At 64.2% G+C, this 22,139-nt stretch carries 20 protein-coding genes; 9 read left to right on the top strand and 11 right to left on the bottom strand.

All coding sequences use genetic code 11. The features are described from left to right. Nucleotides 1–31: 31 nt before the first annotated feature. Genes MLB1_RS16525 through MLB1_RS16505 form a run of 5 tightly spaced genes read right to left on the bottom strand, consistent with a single transcriptional unit; the run spans nucleotide 32 to nucleotide 7,420 of the window. On the bottom strand, nucleotides 32–4,216 hold the full coding sequence (locus MLB1_RS16525) for an AMP-binding protein (RefSeq protein ID WP_180750939.1): 4,185 nt from the start codon (nucleotides 4,214–4,216) through the stop codon (nucleotides 32–34). Further along, entirely contained in the window at nucleotides 4,213–4,464 is a 252-nt protein-coding gene (locus MLB1_RS16520; protein ID WP_180750938.1) for an acyl carrier protein, read from the bottom strand. The genes MLB1_RS16525 and MLB1_RS16520 overlap by 4 nt, the downstream gene beginning before the upstream one ends. Then, the gene (gene fadD10, locus MLB1_RS16515) at nucleotides 4,457–5,950 is read right to left on the bottom strand and encodes a fatty acid--CoA ligase FadD10 (protein ID WP_371750643.1); all 1,494 of its coding nucleotides are present in this window, start codon (nucleotides 5,948–5,950) and stop codon (nucleotides 4,457–4,459) included. Before fadD10 ends, MLB1_RS16520 begins: the two co-directional genes overlap by 8 nt. Nucleotides 5,951–5,999: 49 nt before the next feature. Then, entirely contained in the window at nucleotides 6,000–6,554 is a 555-nt protein-coding gene (locus MLB1_RS16510) for an FcoT family thioesterase (RefSeq protein WP_180750936.1), read from the bottom strand. Continuing rightward, nucleotides 6,551–7,420 (bottom strand): TauD/TfdA family dioxygenase, encoded by an 870-nt coding sequence (locus MLB1_RS16505; protein ID WP_180750935.1) that lies wholly within the window; start codon nucleotides 7,418–7,420, stop codon nucleotides 6,551–6,553. Before MLB1_RS16505 ends, MLB1_RS16510 begins: the two co-directional genes overlap by 4 nt. Nucleotides 7,421–7,811: 391 nt before the next feature. On the opposite strand from MLB1_RS16505, the gene MLB1_RS16500 reads away from it, so the two are divergent. Continuing rightward, the gene (locus tag MLB1_RS16500; protein ID WP_180750934.1) at nucleotides 7,812–8,831 is read left to right on the top strand and encodes a hypothetical protein; all 1,020 of its coding nucleotides are present in this window, start codon (nucleotides 7,812–7,814) and stop codon (nucleotides 8,829–8,831) included. Between the two features lie 71 nt (nucleotides 8,832–8,902). On the opposite strand, the gene groL is transcribed toward MLB1_RS16500, so the two are convergent. From groL to MLB1_RS16485, 3 genes are all read right to left on the bottom strand, one after another. After that, nucleotides 8,903–10,528: a chaperonin GroEL gene (groL, locus tag MLB1_RS16495; RefSeq protein WP_180750933.1), complete on the bottom strand. Its 1,626-nt coding sequence runs from the start codon at nucleotides 10,526–10,528 to the stop codon at nucleotides 8,903–8,905. A gap of 210 nt (nucleotides 10,529–10,738) precedes the next feature. Continuing rightward, a complete protein-coding gene (locus MLB1_RS16490) occupies nucleotides 10,739–11,827 on the bottom strand; it encodes a hypothetical protein (RefSeq protein ID WP_180750932.1) in 1,089 nt (362 codons plus the stop codon). Between the two features lie 46 nt (nucleotides 11,828–11,873). After that, nucleotides 11,874–12,437, bottom strand: a complete 564-nt coding sequence (locus MLB1_RS16485) for a TetR/AcrR family transcriptional regulator (protein ID WP_180750931.1) — start codon at nucleotides 12,435–12,437, stop codon at nucleotides 11,874–11,876. Nucleotides 12,438–12,537: 100 nt separating this feature from the next. On the opposite strand from MLB1_RS16485, the gene MLB1_RS16480 reads away from it, so the two are divergent. From MLB1_RS16480 to MLB1_RS16470, 3 genes are all read left to right on the top strand, one after another. Continuing rightward, nucleotides 12,538–13,458, top strand: a complete 921-nt coding sequence (locus MLB1_RS16480) for an SDR family NAD(P)-dependent oxidoreductase (RefSeq protein ID WP_180750930.1) — start codon at nucleotides 12,538–12,540, stop codon at nucleotides 13,456–13,458. A 144-nt stretch (nucleotides 13,459–13,602) separates the two neighbouring features. Next, a complete protein-coding gene (locus MLB1_RS16475; protein ID WP_180750929.1) occupies nucleotides 13,603–15,297 on the top strand; it encodes a DEAD/DEAH box helicase in 1,695 nt (564 codons plus the stop codon). Nucleotides 15,298–15,316: 19 nt separating this feature from the next. Beyond that, entirely contained in the window at nucleotides 15,317–15,820 is a 504-nt protein-coding gene (locus MLB1_RS16470; RefSeq protein WP_180750928.1) for a cupin domain-containing protein, read from the top strand. On the opposite strand, the gene MLB1_RS16465 is transcribed toward MLB1_RS16470, so the two are convergent. Continuing rightward, a complete protein-coding gene (locus MLB1_RS16465; RefSeq protein ID WP_180750927.1) occupies nucleotides 15,817–16,731 on the bottom strand; it encodes an SDR family NAD(P)-dependent oxidoreductase in 915 nt (304 codons plus the stop codon). The two genes, MLB1_RS16470 and MLB1_RS16465, sit on opposite strands and share 4 nt — an antisense overlap. Before the next feature lie 197 nt (nucleotides 16,732–16,928). Here MLB1_RS16465 and MLB1_RS16460 point away from each other — a divergent pair, with 197 nt between their 5' ends. Both MLB1_RS16460 and MLB1_RS16455 read left to right on the top strand, forming a co-directional pair. Continuing rightward, complete coding sequence (locus tag MLB1_RS16460; RefSeq protein ID WP_180750926.1) at nucleotides 16,929–17,516, top strand: MspA family porin; 588 nt, start codon at nucleotides 16,929–16,931, stop codon at nucleotides 17,514–17,516. Continuing rightward, nucleotides 17,513–17,923, top strand: a complete 411-nt coding sequence (locus tag MLB1_RS16455) for a hypothetical protein (protein WP_358149724.1) — start codon at nucleotides 17,513–17,515, stop codon at nucleotides 17,921–17,923. The genes MLB1_RS16460 and MLB1_RS16455 overlap by 4 nt, the downstream gene beginning before the upstream one ends. Here the strand turns inward: MLB1_RS16455 and MLB1_RS16450 are convergent. Continuing rightward, complete coding sequence (locus MLB1_RS16450) at nucleotides 17,920–18,309, bottom strand: VOC family protein (protein ID WP_180750925.1); 390 nt, start codon at nucleotides 18,307–18,309, stop codon at nucleotides 17,920–17,922. The two genes, MLB1_RS16455 and MLB1_RS16450, sit on opposite strands and share 4 nt — an antisense overlap. A gap of 15 nt (nucleotides 18,310–18,324) precedes the next feature. Then, the gene (locus tag MLB1_RS16445) at nucleotides 18,325–19,122 is read right to left on the bottom strand and encodes an HAD-IIA family hydrolase (protein ID WP_180750924.1); all 798 of its coding nucleotides are present in this window, start codon (nucleotides 19,120–19,122) and stop codon (nucleotides 18,325–18,327) included. A 152-nt stretch (nucleotides 19,123–19,274) separates the two neighbouring features. Here MLB1_RS16445 and glp point away from each other — a divergent pair, with 152 nt between their 5' ends. The 3 genes from glp to pssA are packed head-to-tail and all read left to right on the top strand — an operon-like array spanning nucleotide 19,275 to nucleotide 22,135. Next, nucleotides 19,275–20,468 carry a gephyrin-like molybdotransferase Glp gene (gene glp, locus MLB1_RS16440; RefSeq protein ID WP_180750923.1) on the top strand — a complete coding sequence of 398 codons (1,194 nt, stop codon included), beginning with the start codon at nucleotides 19,275–19,277 and terminating at the stop codon, nucleotides 20,466–20,468. 39 nt (nucleotides 20,469–20,507) lie between these two features. Beyond that, a complete protein-coding gene (locus MLB1_RS16435) occupies nucleotides 20,508–21,239 on the top strand; it encodes a phosphatidylserine decarboxylase (RefSeq protein WP_180750922.1) in 732 nt (243 codons plus the stop codon). An 11-nt stretch (nucleotides 21,240–21,250) separates the two neighbouring features. Beyond that, entirely contained in the window at nucleotides 21,251–22,135 is an 885-nt protein-coding gene (gene pssA / locus MLB1_RS16430; RefSeq protein ID WP_180750921.1) for a CDP-diacylglycerol--serine O-phosphatidyltransferase, read from the top strand. Nucleotides 22,136–22,139 lie beyond the last annotated feature (4 nt).

The following is a 22,139-nucleotide window of genomic DNA, read 5'->3' as shown; positions in this document are numbered from 1 at the left end:
CGCGAGTTCTCCTCCTCTGAGTGCATTTCGGTCATCGAGAACGTCCCTGCGCGAGCAGATCCCGGATCGACTCCGGGACCGCGGCGAGCTCCGTCACGGGCGCTGCGCCGAGGGAAATGGTCGGATACTCGGCAAGATAGTCCGCATAGGTGCGGGAGCCGAGCCTCATCCCGAGGCCCGACCAAGCGTCGATCACAGACCATCTCCGCGGATTCCGTTTGGCCCAATCGCTGAGGTCCAGTCGGCGCTTCCATTCCCGGAGTTCGAGTTCGTCAAGACCGAACCCGCCGAGGAATTCAGCGTACGGAACGGCCATGCCGCGCACCACGATGATTCCCCGGCCGAGTGCGGACGGTTCTCCCACCCTGCCGAGGATGGACTTCGCCGCGACACTGCCCGTGGTGACCTCCTCGGTCAGCGCCACAGAAGGGAAGGACCGCAAGGCCATACATGCATCGACGATCGACACCAACACGTCGGCACCGTCGCCCAACTGGCCGGCCTCACCGAGCACCCGGGGCAGCCGCACGAGCGTGAAGTCGAGCCCGCCCGGCGCCCCCGCGACAATCAGTTCGGCCAGCGCCTTGGACGCCGCATAGGGATAGACGGCTTCACGCGGATCGGTGACGCGTGCATCCGCGGCGTCCGCGTTGACGACGAACGTCGACATATGAACCAACCGAGCGCCGCGCTCCGCACACACCTGCGCGGCCGCAGAGACCCACTTCACGTTGGCATCTCGGATATCCCGGTAGGGCGCCAGCATGTTCGTGTTTCCGATGCAGTTGACCAGGGTGCGGGCACCGGTCTCGCACATCAGCGCGTCCAGTGCCCCCGGGCCGAACCCGGGCCCGGCATGCTGAACCCGGACACCGGCGACGTCCCGGAGGGCGGGCCAGGGTCCACTGTCGGGGAGCTCTGACCTCGTCACCAAGATCACATCGGGGCGCAGCACGTGTCCCCGTTTCAGGTCGAGCACCGCGCGGGCGAACCCGGTTCCAACGATCCCCGATGCACCCAGCACCACGATTGGTCCGTCGCGGTGGTCTTGAGAGTTACTGCTGTTCAACGACGTAACGTGTCGACTCGCCATCAGTCGTTCGAGGTCCGCAGCTATCTCGGTTGCGGTTTCTGTGGCCGCGAGCTCCTCGGCCGCCGCACCCGCCGCGGCAAGGTAGGCAGCACTGTCGGCACTGATCAGGTCCAGGACGGAGAGCTGGCGGCCGAGATACCTGCGGGTGTCCGGGAGGATCCTGATGAGATCGAGTGAGCCGATCCCCTCAGCCAGGAGCGACGACTCCGCGTGAATCACCCGTCCGAGATGTCGGCTCCAGATCCGTGCGAGTCCCGCGGCAGTCTCCCCGGTCTCCGCCTCCTCCGGTATGGCGTCCACGAATTGCGGTATCGCCCGCAGGCCGTCGTTGTCGACTTTGCCGTTCGGCAAACGCGGAATGCTCGGCACACCCACCACGAAGAATGACGAGACACCGAGGCTCACCAGCAGGCGTCTGATCCGCACTGCTACCTCGTTCTCCTCCAGGTCTTTACGAAGGCTCCGGGCCCGGAACCACACCGCGAGGGCGCCGTTGTGCAGTCCCACGCCGATATCGGCGACCGCAGGGTCCGCGGAGATGCGGCGGATCACCTCGGCAGTGTCAATCCGCTTACCGGAGATCTTCACGATCGCATCGCGGCGCCCAGCGAAGACGGGGAAACCGTCCTCATCGAACACCACGCGGTCCGCCGTGGCGAATGCCCGATGAGACGCGCCGGCGGCGGTGCTCACCACACCGAAGCCATCGCTCTGTGTCCCGAGATAACCCGCCGAAACGGTATCTCCCACGATGACCACTTCGCCGAAAGCGACGAAGACTGTGTTGGGTACGACCGGCAGTCCCACCCGGAGCCGCTCGGTACCGTCTCCGGGTTGCTCACCTGCGATGGGCAGATACGTGACGACGACTGTGGTTTCGGTCGGCCCGTAGGTCGAGATCAGTGAGACATCCCGGGAAGCAGCGGACGCTATCCACTTGTCGACCGCACTGGAACGGATGGCCTCACCGCCAACGACAACCTGACGCAGACCAGAAGCACCGATTACGGCCAGCGCCTTGGCGTCCTCACACAGCAGGTGCCACACGGCGGTCGGCAGGTCAATCAGGGTTGGCTTGTGCTCACGGATATCCCGGGTGAGTGCGCCCAGGTCACCGGATTTCATTGCGGCGGAACGGACCAGCCGCGATCCACAGACCGCGGCACCGAAGATTTCCTCGACGCTAATATCCGATGTCAGCGGCGCACATTGGAGAATGCTGTCCTGCGCCCCCCAGCCGTAGGCATCTCTGATCGCGCCGACGAACAGCGCGAGCGCACCGTGAGAAACCGGCACAAGTTTAGGCCGCCCAGTCGACCCCGAGGTCGCCATGATGTACGCCGTTCTGGTGCCTAGATCGCCGTCACGCGCCAGCCGGTCGACGCGCTCGTCGACGAGCCGCTGTAGTTCACCGTCCAGATCCACCGCGGTCAGGTCCGCGGTGACGTCGATCACCCGTACCGCGGCTCCACCGCCATGTTCGAAAATCGAATCGGCGCGCAGGGGAAGCTCTTCCGAGCTGTCGCACACGCTGTATCCACAGCCGACGAGATGGCATGCGATCAGGAGATCGATGGCCTGGTCGGTGTCGTCGTCGACACAGACCACGATGTCACCCGGCGCGACGCCATCGCCCACCAGCCACGCAATCCAAGGCTCGACGAATCGCCGCCGGTGCAGGAACTGTTCCACACCACCGGTGGTGTCCAGGAACCAAGCGGGCGCCGTCGCAGACTCTGTCGGCAAGCAATCATCGCCTCTACGCCGGGTGCCGTCGGCGCCGATCCCGAACCATTCGTTCACGGTCAGGGCAATGGGCTTGTGCCACATGGATTCCATCGAGCCGAGCGCCGCGGCGATGCGCTCGGCAACCCACGGGTGTGCGGCCACCTCGGGCAGGTCCGCTCGGTGCCAGATGGACAGGGTGAGGGTGCGGTGGTCCTCGTCCAATACGCACGACACGGTCATACCCTCCACCGGGCCGATATCCGTCGCATATGGTGCGGCCGACAAAAACGGGCGTAGGGCAGGTGCACATGTCTCGCGGATGAAGTTGAAGGTTAACGATTCGACATGCGATGTCCTGTTTATTGCCAAGTACATTCGGCGGTACTGTTCCTCGCGGAGCCACCGGCGTCTCGACGCCTTGACATAGTCTCGATCGAGCGCACGCACGACATCCCGCACGGACGCAAAGGCCGGGAAACGGACGGGATGTGCGATCGAATTGACCAGGCAGGTCGCAACTTCCAGATCGGGATCGCCGAACCTGTTGTCCACCGCGTGGACCAACAGCGTTGCTGTGCTCTGCCGCAGACTCGCGTCCACCGCAACCGAGGCCGTGGCCACCAGGATGTTCAGCGGCACCTGTTTGGCCTCGGAGAGCGCCTCAATCGCGTCGAATACCTTGCCCGACAGAATGACCGATTCGCGCAGGACGCCCTTGGCCGCGCCCAACGGTGCGTCGCCCAGGCTCTGTCCGTGTCCGCCGTCTCGCGACGCATCGGCAAGCTCACGCTGAATCGTCTCGGCGAATCGCTGCAGCGATTCATCCGTCCTTTTCGTCTCGCGGCTGTGTGCTGCCGAGAGCTTCGCAAGACCCTCACTGATACAAGGAACTTCGGACTCACAGGTCCGCGCGAGACGCTGGCCGAGATCTGTCTCGATCATCCCCATGGCGCCGCCATCGAGCAGCAGATGGTGCGCATGGATATCGAGCCCCGACACCCGCCCGTCCGCCTCGGTGCGCACGGTATAGCGTACGAGCGGCTTGGTGACGAGATCCTGGGACCACCTGTGCACCAGCTCGCCTGTGGACCCAAACGTCTGATCCGCTCCGGCCGGAACCACCGACACAATGTCGCTGAACTGCAAACGCTGCACCAGTTCTGGGTAGTCTGTTCCCTCCTGCGCCGCCTCCATGACGCAGAGCTGGACGGGGTTCGCGGCGATCGACGCTTCCAAAGCGGACAGGAACACCGGCACCTCGAGCGGGTGGAACCGATAGCTCTTCCCAATCAGATACAACCCGGGATCGTCGGCCTGCAGCGCGCCGTTGTACATGTTCTGCTGGGACCTGCTCAACGGCACACGGTCCACTCGAGGTTCCATCGCCACCGTCATGTGGCATGCTCCCGCTGGGGCTGCTCGAGTACCCGGGTCCAGCCTGCGATGGATAGGTCTGCCACCAGACACTTCTGCAGTCCGGATCCGCGAGCCACACCAAGCTGCTTCATCAAGAGCACGAACCGAACCGAATCGAGCCCCAGGTCGCGCAGGTCGGTGACGTCACCGTCGAAGAGTTCCGATTCCGAGATGTACAGCACCTCGCAGACTGCCGCCAGGATCCGGTTCCGCGTGGTGTCAGGCACGTGACGGCGCTCCAATCACCATGGCGGCCAATGACGAACGCATGACCTTGCCTGACTTCGTCCGAGGGATATCCTCGACAAGAGCGATGGTCGCGGGTCTGGCCATCGACTCCGACTCACGCCGATAGTTGGCTGCGATCCGCCGCTTGAGCTCGGCTGTGCCCGGCCCGTCGAGCTGTACGGCGGACACCACCGCCAACCCGACGAGTGCCCCGAACTCCTCATCCGGTATCTCATAGCACGCCGCTTCGCGAACGCCCGCAATGCTTTCGGCAATCCGGTCAACCTCGTCGGGTACCACGTTGACTCCTCCGGAGATGATTATCTCCGAGGAGCGTCCCCTGATGTAGAAGAAGCCATCGTCACGGCGCTCCACCAGGTCGCCGGTGTTCACCCATCCGTCGGCCAGTACCTTCCGGGTGCGATCGGCATTGTTCCAGTACCCCAGCATGTTCGCGGGCGACTTGATCCACAATGTGCCGTAAGAAGCAGAGGCTCCGCCGCGGGTCGGCCCACCGGACTCGTCATCGGACAGAAAGGTCTGCACCCCCGGATACGGGCGTCCGACGGCACCCTCCTCGATCCTGCCGATCGACTCGTCATCGTTCGGCAGGCACAGTGCGGTACAGCCGGTTTCGCTCAGACCGTAGACCTGGGCCGTGCGTACCCCCGCTGCTTCGATGAACTGCACATCGGCCGGGATTGCCCGTGAGCCGCCATACGCAATCAACCGCAAGGAAGGAATTTCGACGCCGGTGATCTTGAGCTCGGACACCAACCTCGTGAGGAGGGTTGGCACCAGGCACGCCGTGGCCACCTCGTTCGTGACGAGCAGCTCACGCAGCGATGCCCAGCCCTCACCACCGGTGATACACGATGCGCCGTGCATCAGCCCGTTGAGGATCCACCAGAGCCCACCGATATGCGTCGCAGGTAACGGAGAGTAGGTCGTCTCCCCCGCCACCCAGTCGATCCAGCTCAATCCCTCGTCACGCAGGATATCGGGGATGGCGAAGAACGTACGGTTGGGAAGCACCACGGCCTTCGGTTCGCCGGTTGTGCCACTGGTGAAGATCATGGCGAGCGCGTCGTCTGCTTGCCCTGTAACCCAATCTGTTTCGCCATTCGGGGAACTATCCGCGGCATCCTCCCCTGCAGCAGCACCCGTAGTCGCCGGAAGGATCGCGGTCGGGGCCGTGATCTCACAGAAGCGCGCGATGGCCGCCGGGGGCAGGGTGTTGTCCACCATGACGGCGATGGCCCCAAGCTGTGCGCACGCCAGTACCGAGAGATATGTCTCGGGTCCGTCGTCGGACAGAACCACAACACGGGATCCCCGGGTAACCGACTCGGCACGAAGTCTCGCGGCAAGCCTTCCGACCGCAACGACGAGCTGACCGTAGCTGACGGCACCGGTGCCGTCGCTGCGGCGCAACGCAATTGAATTCGGTTGGGCTCGAGCCTGGCTGAAGACCCGTTCCAGCACGGTGGGCGGTCGCTGAGACATGGCGGTGAAGTGTGCTTCCTGTCGGCGGCTACGGGATGTTGAGGACCGCGATGTCGAACTCTCCGGCCGCGGATCCTCCGTCCTGGTCCCAGAACTCGATGGTGCTGTGGAACTGGAGGTAACGCCACGACCGTTCGACGATATGAAAGTCGCGGGCCTGTAAGCGTGCGGAGAACTGCTGCGCATTGACCAGCCGCCGGAATCGCGATGACGTGCTCTTGATCAACATGCTGGCGAGTTGGTTTTGGCAGTAGTCGTCGACCGACCAGCCCCGGAATGCCCAGATATCGTCGTTGACAACACTTTGAGCGAATGCGCTGTACGCCAGCTGGTTGAAACACAGCACGAGCTCCACGGCGTTGAAATGCCCAGTGCTCCGGATGTAGGCAGACTCGTTGATCGCGAAGTTTCCCTGCGCGTGGACCGCGTCGGCAGTGACTCCGTACTCCGCGTCGGCGAGATAGCGGCATCCCTTGTACGAATACGGCTCGAGGACCCTGCTGAGGAGATCCTCGGCGATGGGGGCCATGCCCGCAGAAGGCAACCCGGTCTGTACCGACAGGGTGGCCGCGACCGCACTCACGCCGCGAATCCCGGCGTCTCGAGGCCGTCCAGCATGGTGAGGCGATGGGTCGTCAGCGTGCCCGACGCCGTCCCGTGCTTCGCGCGGTGCACCAGGGACCGATTGTCCCACAAAACAATATCCCCCACCTCGTAGTGCTGAGTGTGGATAAAGGGCGATGCATAATCGGGGTCGAGCTGTCCCGACGCCTCTAGCAGCTGCCGGAGCAGCACTGCGTCCAGGGGTCCCCCATTACCGTCCTCGATCGTTTCGGTGCCGGCCTCGCAGATATAGAGGATCTCTTCCCCGGTCTTCGGGTGCTTGATCACCGTCGGCCATTTCTGTGGTGGCGTGATCTGCTCGATCTCTGCCAGGATTTCCCCGATGGGCCGGTAGACATCGCTCGGGCGGATCTTGATGTAGCGCCGTGGGGTATGCGTGCTGAATGTCCCGAGCGCCGCGTCCTTTGTCTTGGCGGGCAACGATTCCCACACCTTGTTGAGATCGATGAAATACGTGCCGCGGTCGCGCCCCGGCACCGCCAGCGGCACCACCATGGAGAACGCGAACGGCTTCGGCATAAACATGTAGTCGACATGCCAGAACGCACCGGTCCGCGGAACCCCTTGGCCCTCTTCGGTTGAAGACACGAAGATCTCCGGGTGATCCTGGTGGTGATACACGGGCTCGTAATAGGGCACGATCTCGCCGAGCAACCGTCCGAGCTGGATGAATTCCTCGGGGGAGGGATGTACGTCCTTGAGGACGACGAGCTTGTTCCGGTAGACGAGTTCGCGGATCTCCTGTGTGGTGATGCCCTCCAGGTTCCCCGGATCGATCCCTGTGACCTGCGCCCCCAGTCCCTCGCCCTTCACGTTGAGCGTCATCGACTCCCTGTTCTTTGTGCTGATCGGCCAACTGATGCGACTAAAGGAAGAGTCGAGCCAGGCTCGTGAAAAGTTCCCGAGAACGTGAAACCTGTTTCGGGCACCCGCGGCGCGAATGTGCGACTGCCGAGCTCGCGGCGGGTAAACCGTTGGAAAACAATGCAATTAGTGGTTGACATCACGCCCGACGTCGAGAGTCGGCGATGTCAGCAGAACAGATTCCGCCCGACCCCGGCGCCGCGGTACGGCAGGGCAATCCGGGCAATGACTCAGGCCAACGCGTGAGCGACGCAAGGCCACCCCTACCGGTCGAGATCGCGCACCAGAACACACCTTTGGCCATACTGCACATATCTCATCCAGCAAACACATCCGCTGCTAGCCTTATTTGGTGACTTACCCACCGCAAGAACCGCCCGCATCGGGCGATCCCTCCGCGTACAACCCGAATCAGCCGCCACCGGGATATCCGCAGGCACCCCCGCCCGGATTCCAGCCCGGTCCTCCGCCGGGATATGCCCCGCAGCCCGGGTATCAGGCAGGTCCTCCGGGAGCTCCTCAGTACCCAGGTGGACAGTTCCCACCGCCGCCTGCCGGATACCCGCCCGCCGGATACGGCTACCCGCCGCCGCAGGCGCCGTGGCCGCCACAGGGCCCGTTCTCAGCCGGCGAGGCGTGGAGCTGGTCGTGGGCTCAAGTCACCAAACGCTTCGGCACGATCGTTCCCCCATACATCGTCTGGATGTTGATCATTGCCATCCCGCAGGTACTGATCCAGGCGGTCGGCACGAGCATGGTGGCGGTGCCTGACTCAGACGATGTACTCGCCGTGTACACCGCGACGTCCCCGGTCGTCTCGTTGTTCACCACCATTGTGGCGATTGCCGTTGGACTAGTCGCAATGAACTGCCTCGTCGGCGCGAATCTTGAGATAGCCGACGGTAGACCCGTTGGGTTCGGCAGTTTCTTCCAGTTCCGGAATTTTGGCCAGTTCGCCGGAGCCGTGGTGTTGACCGCCGTCCCAGGCTTTGTGACGCAGTTGATCTCGTTCGGCGCGGCCCTTACCGGGAGTATTCCTCTGATCCTCCTGGCCGGCCTGCTGTCGCTCGTCGTGGGAATTGCGGTGTTTGTGTTCACCCAGTTCACCGGCTACTTCGCGTTGGAGCGTGGACTGTCCGGTCTTGCCGCTGTAAAAGCAGGTATCGAATTGGTCAAGAGCAACGTAGGTTCTGTGCTCCTTGTCGACCTCATCGCGATCGGGATCGCATTTGCCGCGGCACTCGCCACTGGGATCACCTGCGGATTGGGTGGAATCATTTTCCTGCCGTTCGCCATGGCTGTATGCGCTCTGATGCACGCCTACACCTACCGGCGTCTCACCGGAGGCGTCATCGCACCGCCACCGGTGTAAGCGAAGACGCTCCCGAAAACGAAAGAGGCCCGGCCTGCGTGATGCAGACCGGGCCTTTTCCGTTGGGGGACTTAGAAGTCCATACCGCCCATGCCACCGGTCGGGTCGCCCGCAGGTGCGGCCGACTTCTCCGGCTTGTCGGCAACGACGGCCTCGGTGGTGAGGAACAGTGCCGCGATCGACGCTGCGTTCTGCAGCGCCGAGCGGGTCACCTTCACGGGGTCGGCAACGCCGGCCGCGAGTAGATCCTCGTACACGTTGGTCGCCGCGTTGAGGCCGTGGCCCGCAGGAAGGTTCGCGACCTTCTCTGCGACGACACCCGGCTCCAGACCACCGTTGAAGGCGATCTGCTTCAGCGGAGCCGACAGCGCCACACGCACGATGTTGGCACCCGTGGCCTCGTCACCCTCGAGCGAGAGCGCATCCAGCGCGGGGGCAGCCTGCAGCAGGGCGACGCCACCACCGGCGACGATGCCCTCTTCGACGGCGGCCTTCGCGTTACGAACGGCGTCCTCGATGCGGTGCTTGCGCTCCTTGAGCTCCACCTCGGTGGCAGCTCCGGCCTTGATCACCGCAACACCGCCGGCCAGCTTGGCCAGGCGCTCCTGCAGCTTCTCGCGGTCGTAGTCGGAGTCGCTGTTCTCGATCTCGGCACGGATCTGGGCCACACGGCCCTGGATCGCGTCGGCATCGCCTGCACCCTCGATGACGGTGGTCTCGTCCTTGGTGACGACGACCTTGCGCGCGGTACCGAGCAGCTCGACGCCGGCGGTCTCCAGGGAGAGGCCGACCTCTTCGCTGACGACCTGGCCACCGGTGAGGATGGCGATGTCCTGCAGCATTGCCTTACGGCGATCTCCGAAGCCCGGGGCCTTGACGGCGACGGACTTGAAGGTGCCACGGATCTTGTTGACGACCAGGGTCGAAAGTGCTTCGCCCTCAACGTCTTCAGCAATAATCAGCAGCGGCTTGCCGGCCTGAATGACCTTCTCCAGCAAGGGCAGCAGGTCCTTGACGGTCGACACCTTGGAGCTGACCAGCAGGATGTAGGGATCCTCCAGGACGGCTTCCTGACGCTCGGCGTCGGTCACGAAGTAACCCGAGATGTAGCCCTTGTCGAAGCGCATGCCTTCGGTGAGCTCCAGCTGCAGGCCGAAGGTGTTGGACTCCTCGACGGTGATGACACCCTCGTTGCCAACCTTGTCCATGGCCTCGGCGATCAGATCGCCGATGGACTGGTCGCCCGCGGAGATACCGGCCGTGGCCGCGATCTGCTCCTTGGTGTCGATCTCCTTCGCAGAAGCGAGCAGGGCGGTGGTGATTGCTTCCACTGCCTTCTCGATGCCGCGCTTCAGGCCGAGCGGGTTGGCGCCGGCGGCAACGTTACGCAGGCCTTCCTTCACGAGAGCCTGAGCGAGCACGGTGGCGGTAGTGGTGCCGTCACCTGCGACGTCGTCGGTCTTCTTGGCAACTTCCTTGACCAGCTCAGCGCCGATCTTCTCGTACGGGTCCTCCAGCTCGATCTCCTTGGCGATGGACACACCATCGTTGGTGATCGTGGGGGCGCCCCACTTCTTCTCCAAGACGACATTGCGACCCTTGGGCCCCAGCGTCACCTTGACCGCGTCAGCGAGGGCGTTAAGGCCCCGCTCCAGGCCGCGGCGAGCCTCTTCGTCATACGCAATTATCTTGGCCATTGCGAAGTGATTCCTCCGTATAGGGGGTTGCACGTTCTTGGCCGGGCTCAGTGCCCGCGACGGACGGACGCAGCTGTGTGGGCTGCGGCCTCACCGTCCCGGCCTAGCACTCACCGGTCGTGAGTGCCAATCCCATTTTTAGCACTCGGACATGGCGAGTGCAAGGTCGATCTGGATGCAATACCCCGAGGACAACCGCCCTGTCGGCTCTTATGGACGGAATCGCTTACCCGCCGCGGCGGCCACGTCCTTGATGTCGTCACAGGACGAAGTTCCCCGCAATACGGCACCGGGCACCCGAACATCCTCCGGGCGAGCCCTTTCCGGCGTGAAGTACGTCGGCCGGTATTCCGAACCGAGGAACACGTAGACCTCGCAGAACGGCTTGTCGTACCTCCGAGTGACGGTGCTGACATGCAGCTCGACACCATCTCGCTGCTCGACCACCGAATGCCTCTCGTCCCCGTACGACGAGGTGTCGGGCTCATGTGGGTCCACCGGCCGCAGCGTCATCCGAACCCTGTGTGTCTTCGGGTCGCCGGGCGGGCCAGAACTAAATAGGCAGCCATATAGGCCCCTCCCCATTCCGGTGCCGCCGGGACTGTAGTTGGAGAAATCACGCAGATCGGGAAACAGCGCGCACGGGTCCTGCCCAGCGGGGAATGGAACGGAATCGGACCTGCCGGGCAGCTGCCGCGACCTGATCTGCGCAGCCCCGGAGGCGATCGCGATCGCCTCCTTGCAGGGATAGATCGGCCGACCCGGACCCGGGTCGTTCGACAGGCTGGCCCTCACCTCGACGCGCACCCGCTTCATCAAATCGGCGACGCCACCACGGGATGACGGGTCGGGAACGTCACCGACACCCAGATTGAAGACATACCGGCACCATCCGCGATTGCTAGTCGGCCCCAACATATGGATGATCGTTATTCCGCCGACCTGCACCGCGTCAGTGGGCTGCTCCACCATCTCACCTGGATCAGGCGTGAAATCGAACCCGATGGTCGCCGAGACATCACTGGTGAAATCGCCGTCGTACGCGCCGAGCCGAAGGGTGCACCGGTCGAAACCCTCGGCGTATCCGTAGGAGATCGCACGCGGAATCTTGGCCTTGATCGATTCCGCGTCCACGAATCCGCACGGATCGATATCCCGCAGCACCGTGTTGATCGCCAGCTCCGCGGAATCCACGTCGGTCCGACCGCGCCAGTCGTCAGCGTGCTGCGACCCGAAGTACGAGCACCCGGTCACCAGGAGCGGCGCTGCCGCGACTGCCATCCACCGACGCATCAACATTTGCTACCTCCGACCCACTAAAGGTATCGAAGCTAATCACCCATGACTACCGGCGCGGCCGCAGCCCGTCGAACACGACGTTGGTCACCTGCTGCGAGACTTCCTTGTTGTAGCTCTGCATGGCCTGACAACCGACCATGAGCGCCTTGACCTCGTGCACACCGACATCGGGGCGCACCGTGCCCGCCTTCTGTGCGGCCTGCAGTAGGTCACCAAGGACGGCGTAGAAGGACTCCTCGATATGCGGTATGAGTGCCTGAACATCAATACCAGCGCCCGATAACGCGTCCACCAATCCTTGATCGGCGCTACTCCAGTCCATCACCACACGCAAGAATCCGAACAGCGCCTCACCCGGACTGGCAGATTCCAGCAGCTCGCGCCCCTTGCCAATCACGCTGCCCATTTGATCCTCCGCGACCGCGCGATATAGGTCCTCCTTGGCCGGAAAATGCCGGTAGACGGTCCCGGCACCTACCCCCGCGCGCCGCGCGATCTCGTCGATCGGGACGCCAAGGCCCTCCTCGGCGAATGTCTGATAAGCGACTTCCAACACCCGCGCGCGGTTGCGGGCGGCATCGGCGCGCAAGGGACGGGCGGGTTGATCCATCTCACAGTCCTCCGGGTGTTGACAAAACGGGGCGTACGTTCCGTATATTCGTAAGCGGAGTAACCGCCCCGGTTGCTGAAATACTACTCAAGGAATCCCCATGGCATCGACAACCAAATGGAACACCACCGACATACCCGATCAGGCCGGCCGCGTCGCGGTCATCACGGGCGCCAACACCGGCCTCGGGCTGGAAACCGCCAAGGCACTGGCCGCACACGGCGCCCACGTCGTGCTCGCGGTGCGCAACACGGAGAAGGGAAAGGCCGCGGCCGACGAGATCACCGCGGCGCATTCGAGTGTCGACGTCACCCTGCAGACATTGGACCTGTCATCACTCGATTCCATTCAGCGAGCCAGTGACGAACTCAAGTCGCGCTACGAGAAGATCGATCTGCTGATCAACAATGCCGGTGTCATGTGGACGGAGAAGTCCACCACCGCCGATGGCTTCGAGCTTCAGTTCGGCACCAACCACCTGGGCCACTACGCCTTCACCGGTCTGCTGCTGGATCGCCTACTGCCGGTCGAGGGGTCACGCGTCGTCACCGTCTCCAGCATCGGGCACCGTTTACGCGCAGCCATCCACTTCGATGATCTGCAGTGGGAACGCAGCTACGACCGGGTGGCGGCGTATGGGCAGTCGAAGCTGGCCAATCTGTTGTTCACCTACGAACTGCAGCGGCGCTTGGTGGGCACCAATACCGTCGCCCTGGCCGCGCACCCGGGCGGCTCCAACACTGAGCTGGCACGCAACTCACCGCTGTGGGTCCGCGCAATCTTCGGCGTGGTGGCTCCGCTGCTGACCCAGGGCGCCGATATGGGCGCCCTTCCCACTCTGCGAGCCGCCACCGACCCTGCCGTCCTGGGCGGCCAGTACTACGGCCCGGACGGATTCGCCGAGCAACGCGGGAACCCCAAGGTTGTCGCATCGAGCGAGCAGTCCTATGACCTCGATTTGCAGCGCCGGCTGTGGTCGGTGTCTGAGGGACTCACCGGAGTGATCTTCCCGGTCAAGTGAGCTAAACGGCAGGAAGCGGGCACCGTATCGACTGTCACGCCCGTGGCACGACACGCGGTGCCCGCCACGCCCGCCGGGATGCACTCTCGTAATCCGTTGCGCTAGTCTGCGACTCAATCATCGAATCAGAACGGAGTCGATAGGGTGCGGGCTGTAGAGGCGCCCAGCACCCATACATTGCGGGGCTGGCAGCGTAGGGCTTTGGTGCGGTATCTGGCCGCCAAACCCCGGGATTTCCTGGCCGTGGCGACCCCGGGATCAGGGAAAACGAGATTTGCCCTGCGCATTGCTACCGAGCTGCTGGCCGATGGCACCGTCGACAAGATCACCGTCGTCGTACCAACCGAACACCTCAAGGTGCAGTGGGCGCAGGCGGCAACGTCCTTCGGCCTGGCCCTAGACCCGAGGTTCAGCAACTCCGATGCACAGACCTCCTCGGAGTACCACGGCGTGGTCGTCACCTATGCACAGATCGCCAGCCACCCCACCCGACATCGGGTGCGCACTGAGAATCACCGCACCCTGGTGATCTTCGACGAGATCCACCACACCGGAGACGCCAAGACCTGGGGTGAGGCAGTCCGCGAGGCGTTCGACGACGCCACCCGACGCCTTGCATTGACCGGGACGCCCTTCCGCAGCGACGACAGCCCCATCCCGTTCGTCGACTATGAGCCCGACGGCGCGGGCTTCCAGCGCTCGCGGGCCGACCACACCTACGGCTACTCCGAGGCACTGGCCGACGGTGTGGTGCGCCCCGTGGTCTTCATGGCCTACTCGGGCGAGGCCCGCTGGCGTGACAGTGCCGGCGAGGAACACGCCGCCCGCCTCGGCGAGCCGCTGTCCGCCGAGCAGACCGCACGCGCCTGGCGCACCACCTTGGACCCCAACGGTGACTGGATGCCTGCGGTGCTGCGCGCCGCCCATGCGCGGCTGCAGCAGAAACGCAACGGCGGCATGACCGATGCCGGGGCCATGATCATCGCCTCCGATCAGAAGGCCGCACGCGCCTACGCGAAGCTGCTGACCACGATCACCGGCACGGAACCCACCGTGGTGCTCTCCGACGATCCGAAATCCTCGGACCGCATCTCCCAGTTCGCCGCCGATAGCAGCGAGTGGCTGGTGGCCGTGCGCATGGTGTCCGAGGGGGTCGACGTGCCACGTCTGGCCGTCGGCGTCTACGCGACGAGTGCCTCGACGCCGCTGTTCTTCGCCCAGGCAATCGGGCGGTACGTCCGCTCACGGGCCCCGGGCGAGACGGCGAGCATCTTCCTGCCCTCGGTGCCGACGCTGCTGGAGCTCGCCAGCCTGCTCGAAGAGCAGCGCAATCACGTGCTCGGTAAGCCGCATCGCGAACCGATGGATGGTGAAGAGCAGGAGGAGCGCAAGCGCACCGAGCCCGGCGAGGAAGAAAAGGGATTCGAATCGCTGAGCGCCAGCGCCGAGCTGGACCAGGTGATCTTCGATGGGGCATCCTTCGGCACCGCGACACCCGCAGGCAGCGAGGAGGAGGCCGAGTATCTCGGCATTCCCGGCCTGCTCGATCCAAACCAGATGCGAGATCTGTTGCGGCGCAGGCAGGAAGAGCAGCTCACCAAGCGCACCGCATCGGGCGAGGTGCCACCGGAGATCACCTCGACACACGGCCAGCTGCGCGAGCTGCGACGCGAGCTCAATGCGCTGGTGTCGGCCACTCACTTCAAGTCGGGTAAGCCGCACGGCTGGATCCACAACGAGCTGCGCCGCCGGTGCGGCGGCCCCCCGATCGCGGCGGCCACCCGCGATCAACTCAAGGAGCGCATCGTCGCGGTCCGCACCCTTCACCGGGAGCTGTAACGCGCGTAGCGTGAATCGCATGTCACTGCTCGTTTCTGGATATCCCGAACCGCGATATCAGGGCGATACCGGCGAGATCAGCGCGATATTCAAACCGGCCACCGATCCGCCCGATTACGCCCCGGGTGACGGCAACGTCGTCCAGTACCACTACCTGGCCACCCAACAGTCGACGGCTGGCGACTACGGGTTGTACCGAATCGACGCCGGGCCGGTGAAAGGCTTCGGTGCCGCGACACATTTCCACAAGGCGATGTCGGAGGCGTTCTTCGTGCTGTCCGGCACCTGGCGGTTGTACAACGGTGAAAATTGGGTCGACGCCACCCCTGGCGACTTCTTGTTCGTCCCCCCGGGCGGACTCCACGCATTCCAAAACGATTCGGGCGAAACAGCTTCCATGCTGATGCTGTTCGCTCCGGGCGCGCCCCGCGAGAAGTATTTCGAGGGCTTCGGCACACTCGCCGATATGACCGATGAACAACGCACCCAGTGGTTCATCGACCACGACAACTTCTTCGTCTAGACGGGGAACCGCACTCCGGTCAGCTCCTCAGAGACTGACCAAAGCCGTTGTTGCAGAGCCTTATCATGTGACTGCTTGCTCGACTTGACCACCTTCGGATATCCGCGGAGCTCGCCGAAACCTGAAGGCCCGTAGTACTGGCCACCCAACGCTGTCGGGTCGGCGGCGGCGCGCAGACTGGGCAACGCTCCCATCGCCGGGCTCTGCGCGAGTTTCAACACTGCTGCACTAAACGCCTCCGGGCCGAATGCGATGTGGCGCATCAGCTCAGTACCCGATGCGCCAGGATGTGCGGCCAGTGCCGCGGTCTCGGTCCCGGCGGCCTCAAGGCGCCGCTGCAGCTCGTAGGTGAACAAAAGATTCGCGAGCTTGGACTGAGCGTATGCCCCCACGCGACTGTAACTGCGCTCCCACTGCAGATCATCGAAATGTATTGCTGCCCTGATCTTATGCCCGTTGCTGCTGACGGTGACGACGCGGGACCCACGCACGGCGGCGAGATTCTCCAGCAGCAGACCGGTGAGGGCGAAATGACCCAGATGGTTGGTGCCGAACTGCAGCTCGAACCCGTCCGCAGTGCTGCCCTTCGGCGGGTACATCACCCCTGCGTTGTTGATGAGCAGATCGATCTGTGGGTATTCGGTGCTCAGCTGTCCGGCGGCGGACTTGATATCCGCCAGCGACGACAGATCCAGCCGCTGCAGCGCCAGGTTGCCCTCAGGCGCGGTTTTTTTGATCTCGTCAACAGCGGCGGCGCCCTTTTCGAGATCGCGAACCGCAAGGACTACCTGGGCGCCAGCGCCTGCCAGTGCACGGGCCGTCTCCAGGCCCAGGCCGGTATTGGTGCCGGTAATGACGGCGACGCGTCCGGTCTGGTCAGGGATATCGGCGGTGGTCCATTCATCGGTCACGACTGCATCCTGCCGCAGATCCACCGCGCTGCCCACCCGGTGCATTCACAGTTCTCCCGGTGTTCGGTACCAGGTATCCCACAGCCGGGGTCAATACGCTCGGCGCCGGATAACCGAGTTTGGCCATCTACTCCATATAAGGCGGGTTCGTGCGCAGAATTATTTCTGTTGTCACTCTTGTCATTTCACTTTTCTGTGTGGGCATCGCGGTAGCGGGGGCCGATCCGCTGCCGGTGGCCGACGTGACCCAGTCCGCAGTTACCGACGATGGCTGGCATCTGAGCGCATCACTGACACGGATGACAATCAACTCGGTGCCGAACATGGCCGCGACGGCATTCACTCGCGAGGGTTTTGTCACCGGTAAGTCAGCCGCCGGCATCGATGGCAACGGAGCTATCCCGGTCAACTCGGGCACCCTCGTCATGGGCTTGCAGCTGGGCTGTCAGATCGACCTCAGCGAGGGCGGCAGCGTCGACGTCGGCGCCGACGCGGGAATCAATCCCGGCTTCTCGGGCGGCACCAATCTACTGGGGATGATCGGCCCCTACGCGGAAGTGAACGGGAGCATTTCGATCAACCTACTTCCGGGAACGATCAAGAACATCGTGCTGGGCAAGAAGGCACTCAAGGGCCGCACCGGCGAGATCGTGGTGCATGACGCGCACGTCAAAGTGGACGCCTGCGGCGGGCCAGTCTCCGTCCGGTTCTTCACGACGGCGATGATCGACACCGACAAGTCCGATGACAGCGTCAACGTCTACGGGGACATTCTCTCGCTGTGAGCAGCCCCGCGAAATCTCGTCTGGTCATCCGCATTACTTGCGCCGCGGCCCTGTCTCTGTGTCTGGCCCTGCCACCGATCCCCGCCGCACGTGCCGATAACTGCAGCCCAGGGGATTTCGGCGCTTCGGCGGGATGCGCTCCCCCGGCGGCGGCAGGCGGCGATAAGGCCGAAAGTTGGCCCCCGACAAGCGTGGATTGGCCGCCCGATGCGGATTCGGACGCCGACTCCGAAAATTCCAGTCAACGCGGCACCGCGCGGGCACCGATCGTGATACCCGATGGTGCAGCATCGGTCACCCCCGCGCACTCGACCGAAGAATCGACGACGCCACCGGCGCCAATCGTCCCGGCGGGTTCTGTTCCGACAAAGTCCGCGCCGACCGTGATCGTTACACCGGGCTCCTAGGCAGGCGCTGCCCCGTGGAACACCGCCTCGACGTTGTTCCCATCGGGGTCGCGCACAAACGCCCCGTAATAGCCGGGGTGATATTCGGGCCACAGCCGGGGCGCATGGAGCACCTCGGCGCCCTCACCGGTCGCCGTCGCGAAGAACTCGTCAACCTTCTCGATACTCGCAGCCGAAAAGGCAACGTGGATCTCACGATTGGGACCCGTCGATGCCTGTCCATCAGGGTCGCCGCCGATCCAGAAGTCGGGTTTTCCTGCCGTTCCGTACCCGATAGCGACACCGAAATCCATTTGGCGGGTGTACCCGAGAACCTCGAGCACCTTGTCGTAGAACGCGGCTGCTGCCGGTAGGTCCGCACAGTTGATACCAAAGTGATCGATCATGTCGCCGATTCTGGTCTACAGGTCCGACAACAAGTGCGGTAAATCCGCGACAGAGTCGATGACGTACGCCGGTTGCATCGTGTACTGGTCGGCCGCCCACCTGTCGAGAGTGTCCTGACGGAACTTCCCGGTGCGCACCAGCACGCCGGTCATTCCCACCACCTGCGCAGCCAACACGTCGACAATCAAATCGTCACCCACCATCACGACTTGATCCGGGTCGCAGCCCATCCGCTCGGCCGCCAGCTGAAATCCCGCCGGAGCCGGCTTGCCGACGGCGACGGCCTTACGTCCCGACACCTGCTCCATCCCCGCCAGGTACACACCGGTATCGACTCGCAATCCCTCGCGGGTGCTCCATACCGCGTTGCGATGCATCGCGACCACCGGAATCCCCTGAGCCATGAGGTCGTACACCCGGCTCAGCGCGACGTGGTCGAACTGCTGGCCGGCGCCACCCAGAATGATCACATCGGGGTCATCGGAGAGGGATTCGACGAAGTCGACCCCCGGCATATCCGCGGTGATATCCCCATCGTTCAACAGATAGCACCGTGCACCCGGATGCTGGGCGATCACATGGTCCGCGGTCAGCATGGCTGCGGTGATCACCTCGTCGGCGGGTACAGCCAGCCCGGCGGCGGTGAGCAGTTCCGCGATCTGCACCCGGGTCCGCGAGGTGGTGTTGGTCAAGAAACAACGACGAACATCTTCGTCGTGAAGTGCGTTGAGGGCCTCGGCCGCGCCGTCGATCGGCTCCCACGAGGTCACCAAGACCCCGTCGATATCGAAGAGCACTCCACCGACGGTCATGGCGCCATTTTGCTGCCACGCCGTGGACACCGCACGTCGAGGGCCTACCCGGTACACGGTATGCGGCTAAACCCCTGCGTGCGGTACGCCCTCGGCGGCGTAGCAGGTTGTCGCTCGAATGCGGGCAACTCTGCGATGGATAGAGTTAGCCGATGCGTTCCGTCGCAGAACACCAGCAGGTTGTCGCCGGATTGATCTCCGCTCCGGTACCCGTACGGGTACCGGTCGGGGCCGCCGAACGGCTGGTACTGGCCGCCGATGTCATCGCGCCACTGAATCTGCCGGTGTTCGACAACTCGGCGATGGACGGTTATGCGGTTTACCGCGACGACCTCGTGGGGGCTTCGCCCGCTCACCCGATAACGCTGCCGGTCACCGAGGACATCCCCGCCGGGCGCACCGACGAGCTGACATTGACCCCCGGCACCGCACACCGGATCATGACGGGCGCACCGGTTCCGTCAGGTGCCACCGCGGTGGTGCCCGTCGAGGTCACCGACGGAGGCACCGTCACCGTCACCATTACCGAGGAACCCCGTGCCGGGCAACACATCCGGTGCGCCGGTGAGGATGTGCGTGCCGGTGACACCGTGTTGACCACCGGCACCCGCCTCAACGCACCGGCATTGGGACTTGCCGCGGCGCTCGGCCTGGAAGAACTCACCGTGCATCCCCGTCTGCGGGTGGTCATCGCTTCCACCGGCAGCGAGCTGGTATCCCCCGGCACCGACCTCAAGCCGGGACAGATCTACGAATCCAATGCGGTCATGCTGGCCGCGGCCGTCCAGGAGGCCGGAGCCGATGCCGTCGTGGCACCGACAGTCGCCGATGACGTCGACCAATTCCTGTCCGTGCTGGATGAATTCGGTGCGCAGGCCGACCTGGTGATCACCACCGGCGGGGTGAGCGCCGGAGCGTATGAGGTGGTCAAGGACGCGCTCACCAACGCGGGGGTCCAGTTCCTCTCGGTGGCCATGCAACCCGGTAAGCCGCAAGGAGCGGGTCGCGTCAACGGCGTCCCAGTACTCACCCTGCCCGGGAATCCCGTCAGCGCACTGGTGTCGTTCGAGGTGTTCATTCGTGAACCGCTGCGCGCTGCCATGGGATTGGCCCCGGCGAGGGAGCGCCATGAGGCGGTCCTCACCGATCCGATCTCCGCCCCCGCCGGTAAGCGGCAATTCCGGCGGGGATGCTGGGACGCGCAGAAAGGCACCGTGACGGCCGTGGGCCCTCCCGCGTCGCACCATCTGCGCTGGCTGGCGGCATCGAACTGCCTGCTGGACATACCCGAGGACGTCACCGAGCTGGCCGCGGGAACGACGGTCAGCGTCTGGAACCTGACCTAGCGGGCCACCGCGCTCCGCTGCAATCACTAGGATGGTCCAGTGGCAAGACGTCCCCGCCCCGTAGGTTCAGAGCCCGATTCCGGGATCCCGCATATCGTCGAACTGTTCCGCTCGACCATTCCACCGATCCATCCCGCAGGCCTTCCGTTCATCGCAGGCGGATTGGGACTGGCCGGCCTTGGGTTCAAGAACCGCTGGATTCGCGGTACCGGGCTGGCACTCGCCGGCGCGTGTGCCGGTTTCTTCCGGCATCCGGCGCGCATCCCACCCAATCGCGCCGATGTGGTGGTCGCCGCCGCCGATGGCCAGATCTGCCTCGTCGACCGTGCGGTGCCGCCGCCGGAGCTCGGGCTGCCCGCCGAACCGCTCCCCCGCATCAGCATTTTCCTCTCGGTATTCGACGTTCACGTTCAGCGTGTTCCGGTGGCCGGCGCAGCGACCGCAGTCATCCACCGCAGCGGACAGTTCTTGTCCGCGGATCGCGCCGAGGCGAGCGTCGCCAACGAACGCAATAGCGTGCAGATCCGCACCCGTACCGGGCACGATGTGGTGGTGGTTCAGATCGCCGGGCTCATCGCGCGTCGCATCATCTGCCACGCGAGGGTGGGTGACCAGCTGTCGATCGGCGATACCTACGGATTGATCCGATTCGGTTCTCGGGTCGACACCTACCTGCCCGAGGGGTCGAAAATTCTTGTCCAGCAAGGACAACGGGCCGTCGGCGCCGAGACGGTGCTGGCCGAGCTACCCTCCTCGCCGGACATCGCGTAAGCGGCTCGTCCATGAACCAAGCCGCCTCGAAGCGTCCCGTCCACATCCGGATCCTGCCGAGTGTCATGACGGTGCTGGCGATCTGCGGTGGCCTGTCCTCGATCAAGTTCGCGTTCGACGGAAAGCCGTATATCTCGCTGACCTTGATCGCCGCAGCCGCGATCCTCGACGGTCTCGACGGCAGGATCGCCCGGCTCCTGGACGCGACGTCTCGGATGGGCGCCGAGATCGACTCGCTCGCCGACGCGGTGAATTTCGGTGTCGCTCCCGCCGTGGTGCTGTACATCTCGATGCTGTCGGATACCCCTACGGCGTGGGTCTTTTCGCTTCTCTACGCGGTGTGCATCGTGCTGCGGCTGGCGCGCTTCAACACGCTGCTGGACGACGATTCCCAGCCCGCGTTCACCAAGGAGTATTTCGTCGGGGTGCCCTCCCCGGCAGGGGCGTTGATGGTGCTGGCACCATTGGCCGCCTATCTGCAGTTCGGCGACGGATGGTGGTCGTCGGTATGGGCGATATGCGGATGGATGGTGGTCGTATCCATGCTCATCGTCAGCCAGATCCCCACCGCAGCCATGAAATCCGTCTCGGTGCCACCCCGCATGGTGGTGTTGCTGCTCGCTCTGGTGACGGTGGCCGCCGCCTTACTGCTGCAGTACCCATATGTGCTGCTACTGGTCCTGATCGTCGTCTACCTGGCGCATATCCCGTTCGCCTGGCGCGGTCAGCGCTGGGTGGCCGCACGGCCCGAGTCCTGGGATGCCAAGCCCAAGGAACGCCGGGATCTTCGTCGCGACCAGCGTCGGGACCAGCGACGCTCATTCCGACGGGGCTCGCTGCCCAAAAGGCGAACCGCGGCACGTCTTGGCCTGCGACGGCCCGGCAGGCCACGCTAGGGCG

The organism is Mycobacteroides sp. LB1, from assembly GCF_013449725.1.
GTDB lineage: Bacteria > Actinomycetota > Actinomycetes > Mycobacteriales > Mycobacteriaceae > Mycobacterium.
The sequence above is the reverse complement of the archived record's forward strand: the minus strand, read 5'-3'. Positions and strand labels throughout refer to the sequence as shown.

What these genes read in the sequence shown, in the direction of transcription:
- MLB1_RS16525 (WP_180750939.1), bottom strand. Translation starts at nt 4,216, where the DNA reads ATGACGGTGGCGATGGAACCTCGAGTGGACCGTGTGCCGTTGAGCAGG.
- MLB1_RS16505 (WP_180750935.1), bottom strand. Translation starts at nt 7,420, where the DNA reads ATGACGCTCAACGTGAAGGGCGAGGGACTGGGGGCGCAGGTCACAGGG.
- groL (WP_180750933.1), bottom strand. Translation starts at nt 10,528, where the DNA reads ATGGCCAAGATAATTGCGTATGACGAAGAGGCTCGCCGCGGCCTGGAG.
- MLB1_RS16490 (WP_180750932.1), bottom strand. Translation starts at nt 11,827, where the DNA reads ATGTTGATGCGTCGGTGGATGGCAGTCGCGGCAGCGCCGCTCCTGGTG.
- MLB1_RS16485 (WP_180750931.1), bottom strand. Translation starts at nt 12,437, where the DNA reads ATGGATCAACCCGCCCGTCCCTTGCGCGCCGATGCCGCCCGCAACCGC.
- MLB1_RS16480 (WP_180750930.1), top strand. Translation starts at nt 12,538, where the DNA reads ATGGCATCGACAACCAAATGGAACACCACCGACATACCCGATCAGGCC.
- MLB1_RS16470 (WP_180750928.1), top strand. Translation starts at nt 15,317, where the DNA reads ATGTCACTGCTCGTTTCTGGATATCCCGAACCGCGATATCAGGGCGAT.
- MLB1_RS16450 (WP_180750925.1), bottom strand. Translation starts at nt 18,309, where the DNA reads ATGATCGATCACTTTGGTATCAACTGTGCGGACCTACCGGCAGCAGCC.
- MLB1_RS16445 (WP_180750924.1), bottom strand. Translation starts at nt 19,122, where the DNA reads ATGACCGTCGGTGGAGTGCTCTTCGATATCGACGGGGTCTTGGTGACC.
- glp (WP_180750923.1), top strand. Translation starts at nt 19,275, where the DNA reads ATGCGTTCCGTCGCAGAACACCAGCAGGTTGTCGCCGGATTGATCTCC.
- pssA (WP_180750921.1), top strand. Translation starts at nt 21,251, where the DNA reads ATGAACCAAGCCGCCTCGAAGCGTCCCGTCCACATCCGGATCCTGCCG.